Genomic DNA, 5,298 nt, shown 5'->3' on the forward strand with positions numbered 1-5,298 from the left:
TTCATTCCGCTAATGCGTTAGAGTTATCCGTTCCTATTGGCTCAACAGGTTATTTAGGGGAGGTCACTCCGCCAGTTGGTTCAACAACGAAAAATTATGGGATGGTAAGTTCAGTGCTTCAGGCGAATAGATCTTATATAAGTTTTCGGTGGGAGCCTAGTCAATTTGTGATAAGTGACCTGCCTTTTTACCCCGAAATCGGTCGAGTGGGTGTGGCTATCTACAATAAAAGCAATCCCAAAGGGGCCTTTATTGTTTTAGCACCCAGTGGATATGGTTTGTTGCGTTATAAACGGGCTAACGATACATATGAGAATGCTTCATTTTCATTTAGTCGTTCCAAAACCACCGCTATGACAAATATGTATAATAATTTTCCCTCTAATTCTGATGAATTAAGTTGGGGTCTTTTGCCCAGACAAGGCAATAGTAATTTTTTCTCAGCACGATACGTAGATGGTAGTGATAAAGTTCATTCGTTAACATTAACAATATCCAGTTATTCCGCGTATGCCATCGGGCCATTAGAGGCCGGTGAATATGCCATGCGTGATGATTCAAAATTTTATGCCGTCATTCGCACTAGTTCAGGTTCTTTTGCAAGATCTAAAACATTATTAAGTTCAGCGGATAATGTGAATATTAAAGCACTCAAAGCCTGTGACGTTATCCCCCAAACGTCTACCAATATTCAGTTTCCGACTCAAATCGCGAAAAATTATGCAACACCTACTAAATTAGCAGATAATTTAGCTAGTATCAGTGTCAATTGTCCTTATGCTAATAAAAATATCTATCTCACCCTGAGCCCTTTTAATAATTTAGTCTCAGGCAGTGAAACAGGGATGGAGCTATCCACCAGTAGCACTGAAAATATCACCACACTGCCTTATGTGGTGGCTTCTTTAAAATCTGCACAATCAAATATTTGTCAAGCCAATGCACAAGAGGCCTTACGACTCGTCGGTAGTAATAAACTAGCACAACAAAATATGAAGAGTTTTACGCAAAATATAATTTTTAACCTTTGTGCTAATGGCAATATCAAAGCCAATAAATATACAGGGGCAATTAATGTAGCAATTTTAATTGAATAGCGGTATTCCGGTATTATTGATAACTGGCTTGCGCACTACATGTTATGTTAAAGAGGAGTCTTGATGATTTAGGTAACATAAAGAGATCATTTAAAAAATATTTAACATCCATTAGGTAGGGTAGTGCAAACTGTACTTGATAGCCATCAGTTAATTGTTGGTGGTTTTTATTGAAGAAGATTATGTCAGATAAACAAGAGATAGGTGAGTTTATCTACAAAGTCTTTTCAGAGCTATTTTAATATTAAATGTTTTTCTCCAACTGATGATATAGTCACTAGTTAATATACTAGGCTTAATAAGCTATTAAAAATAAAGTCCCTATATTTGTCAATATTGTTTTAATAAATTTAATTTAGGTTTTATTTTAACTTTTGGTGCTATTGTTTTGATTTATATGTAGGTCACACTCATTATCAACTATATTGCAGATATAAAGATAGCCATGTATATGGTGATATTCCAATATATACTTCAGGTGCGCTATTTGAGGGCGATGACTATCTTATCGATGTGAAAGGTAAATACATTAGTCTAAGATTACGGATTGATTGGATATGATGATCCGTAAGGCTGTTGCTAAAGAACCTCATAATTTTTAATTAATAAACTCACTTCTGTGAGCTTATTAATTGGCTTTTTACAATAATGAATAACATAGTTATATAGAGAATGGTATTTATAAACAAAAAATACCCTGTGATTTTTATACTCACAGGGTGTTTAAATGAAGCAAAAATAAAACTTAATTAGATATCAACACGGGGGTTGATAGAGATTTTAATATAACCAATTAGTTAGAAAGTCTCTAATAGTAACTACTAAGTATTGCAATAGATTAAACCAATTTGTCCATAGCATTATTAATGTGTATTAGTTGCAATAGATGCCAAAGGAGAAATTTAAAATAGCTTCGCCAACAAAATCTAACCCATTAGTAATATCGACACTATTTGCAGCAAGGCGATCACGTGATGATTTATCAACATTTTTTGTACTGATTAACTATACCTAGTTGGCGAAAAGATAAATAGTACACAATAATATACAAAATACTGTAATTATACACAGTAAAAGATTGCATTTCGAAAAAATTTGTCTTATCATCTCTAAATAGTGGGCAATTTGTTACTAAGCACACTAAACTTTGTTAAACCTCACTCATTTAGTGAGGTTTTTTGTTATCTGAAATTAGCGAATAACAGGCCTAAAAACATGCCCTAGTTATAAGACTAATTAAGTTAAATGGAAAAAAACTTATCAATAATATAAGGAAATATTTATGGAACACTTTACTAAAAAATCATTATTTACCTGCGATAAAACTAATGAAAATCTCCCTAATAAACCGGGTGTAATAACACACTGCCAAGATCTAGCATCTGACTTAGGGTTAAGCGAAGCTTTTGCGCAATACACAATATCTTATACTTCTTGTGACAGTGTTCATGGAGAAATTATCCGTGAAGATACTGGTGCTGTTTTTATTCCGAAAAGTCAGGCACCTAAAGATGGTTGGCCTGTCATTGTATGGAATCATGGTACGGTAGGGATAGCGCCAACTTGTGCTCCCTCATTAACGCCTAAAAATAGTCGCGTATCGCAATATTTAAATACTTGGCTATCCCTTGGGTTTGCGATTGTTGCACCAGATTATCCAGGTTTAGGCTCATCAGGGTTGCATCATTATATGGATGAAAGAGCAACAGCATGGAGCGCTTTGGATAGTGCAAAAGCTGTCTTGAAAGGTGGGTTTTCGCTAAGTAATCGCTTTATCTTTATGGGGCAATCTCAAGGGGCTCATGCTGCATTTGCCTCTGTCGGCTATCAGCCTGAATATGCACCAGAATTAAATATCTTAGGTGCGATAGTGACAGGGACGCCTTATTTTAGTGATAATCTACTTGAAAACTTTATTAGTGATGGTGTTCAAGATGAAGGTGATAGAAAGCTACCTTACGCGATGTACTTATATCTTTCTGCTGCTGATAAAAATCCAAACTTAAAAGTGGAAGATTATTTCCAAGAATTAGCAATACCTTATGTTGAAAAAGCGAAAACGCTTTGTATCAGTCCATTAAGTCAATTAGTAATGGATAATAAATTAAACGCATCAAATAGCTTAAAACCTAAGTTTTACGAGCTATTAGAGCAAGAAGCGTCAAGTTTAAATTATAGAAAACTTCTTGTTGATAAGCCCGTATTTATAGGGATTGGTTTAGAAGATATTCATGTGTTAACTCGTTGGCAACAAGAGTTTGCAAGAGATGTATTGGAAGCAGGCACAAATGCATATGTATATGAATATCCGAATATTGGTCATTTAGATGTATACAATGTCTCTTTGCGAAATTCAGTGCCTTTTGTATTTGAACTGATGAAAAATGAGCATAGCAAAATAGACTAAAAACTATTTTATAACTGATTAATTTCTATCTTAATCTTATTCTTATCATTTGAATGTGGAAAGATGAGTGATGTGAGATGCCAGATCATGTTTTGGTTAAAGAACATCTGGTATCTCTTTTTATTTTAATTCTTTGATTTAAGGAAATAAAAACTTATTTTTATTGATAAGTTTTTATGATTTTGTCTATATCAATCTTATTGATAGATTTTTTATTCACCAAAAATAAAGTTTGCTATCTGAGTTTTTCTATGGCTTAATGAAGTCACTGGTTTGGAAGTACAGACCTATTTATGTTAGTCAGTTTAAAGTTGTTCCCGTTTAGCGTTATCCTTGATACCACTTCATTGCGAATTCCTTCTAATTAATTCCCATAAGTAAAAATACCAAACAAACCATATATGCCTTATGGCAAATTAAATAAATTAAAGGAAATTCTATGTCTAATTCAATGACTGGTACAGTAAAATGGTTCGATGAAGGTAAAGGTTTTGGTTTTATTACTCCAGCAGATGGCAGCAAAGATGTATTCGTGCATTTCTCTGCAATCCAAAGTGATAACTTCAAAACATTAGCTGAAGGCCAACAAGTTTCATTTACCATGGAAAATGGTATGAAAGGCCCTGCAGCAGGCAACGTGGTGGCTCTCTAAAGGCGCTATTACAATTCGCCTCTATTTTAAATGCCCAAGTTGTCGCGGTTCACAATATAGAACATCACAATTTGATGTTACAGTGAATAATCCACACGGCGCAAAATGTATCTTTTGCAAGAGTGTGATGACAGCTCAAATGAGCTAAGCATTAAATAGTTGAATATACAAAACCTCGCTTCGGCGGGGTTTTTTTGCTATCTACAATCTTATATTGACTAAAGATAAAAAATTTATATTTTAGGGCTTGAAAAATGCTTGCTCGTTCATATTTATATATTGGGCCAATCAGATATCGCCCATAATTCAATAAATACTGAAGGAGGAATTATATGCCTAATATTAAACCTTTTTCATTATTCCCAACTTTATCTGACAATCTACTTTCAAACCGTTTTGATCAGATAGATCGCCTGTTTAGTCAGTTAACAGGCAGTAAACCAATTTCATCACCGACTCAGACTTATAATCTGAAACAGATTGATGATAACCATTATGAACTAACAGTGAGTGTGCCTGGATATCAAGAAGATGACTTATCGGTTTCATTGAAAGGAAGTCGCTTATTGATTGAAGGGAAAAAAGAAGAAAAATTAGAAGAAGACAATGATAAATGGATCCACCGAGGTATATCTCAAGGGCAGTTTACATTGCAGTTTGACCTCGGTAAAAATGTCAAAATAGAAAAAGCCGATTTATCAAGTGGACTTCTGACCATTGCTATTGAGTATGAGTTACCTGAAGAAGAAAAACGGCAAACAATAGCGATAGAAAATAAAGATAAAAGCTAATTTAGTGAGATAGCTTAAATAAGATTAAGGCTGCACATAATGTGTAGCCTTAATTTTTTGTAATAGCCTATAAATTATAATATTTGAATAAAGAAGGGCAAAATAAACCTGATGCTTAAAGAAGTGCAAGCTTACACTAGAAAAATGGATTGGGTGTTTATGGCTCGCAATAGATACACTTAATCGTTGGAGTATATGTGTTCATAACAAACCTCTTTAAGAGGGGGCACTTTATGTGAACGCATAATGAGATTTAACCATGATAGTTTATACAGTAGTAAATGTTTAAAAGATTAAATACTGTTGATACAAGAAAGTGTGTCAAAAAATGATATAGATATTTATACTAAA

General features: G+C 33.9%; 5 protein-coding genes. All 5 read left to right on the forward strand.

Translation table 11 applies throughout. From position 1 onward, the window contains the following. On the forward strand, window positions 1–1,097 hold a 1,097-nt coding region (locus tag AACU98_RS09810), incomplete at its 5' end, for a hypothetical protein (RefSeq protein WP_202611367.1). A gap of 1,282 nt (window positions 1,098–2,379) precedes the next feature. Next, window positions 2,380–3,504 (forward strand): lipase family protein, encoded by a 1,125-nt coding sequence (locus AACU98_RS09815; RefSeq protein ID WP_004247906.1) that lies wholly within the window; start codon window positions 2,380–2,382, stop codon window positions 3,502–3,504. A 439-nt stretch (window positions 3,505–3,943) separates the two neighbouring features. Further along, window positions 3,944–4,156: a transcription antiterminator/RNA stability regulator CspE gene (cspE, locus tag AACU98_RS09820; RefSeq protein WP_004247907.1), complete on the forward strand. Its 213-nt coding sequence runs from the start codon at window positions 3,944–3,946 to the stop codon at window positions 4,154–4,156. Window positions 4,157–4,163: 7 nt separating this feature from the next. Continuing rightward, a complete protein-coding gene (gene ymcF / locus AACU98_RS09825) occupies window positions 4,164–4,304 on the forward strand; it encodes a cold shock small protein YmcF (protein ID WP_406819891.1) in 141 nt (46 codons plus the stop codon). A 184-nt stretch (window positions 4,305–4,488) separates the two neighbouring features. Further along, the gene (locus AACU98_RS09830; RefSeq protein ID WP_004242516.1) at window positions 4,489–4,947 is read left to right on the forward strand and encodes an Hsp20 family protein; all 459 of its coding nucleotides are present in this window, start codon (window positions 4,489–4,491) and stop codon (window positions 4,945–4,947) included. The last annotated feature ends 351 nt before the right edge of the window (window positions 4,948–5,298 follow it).

Source organism: Proteus sp. G4380 (assembly GCF_963885725.1).
Lineage (GTDB): Bacteria > Pseudomonadota > Gammaproteobacteria > Enterobacterales > Enterobacteriaceae > Proteus > Proteus mirabilis.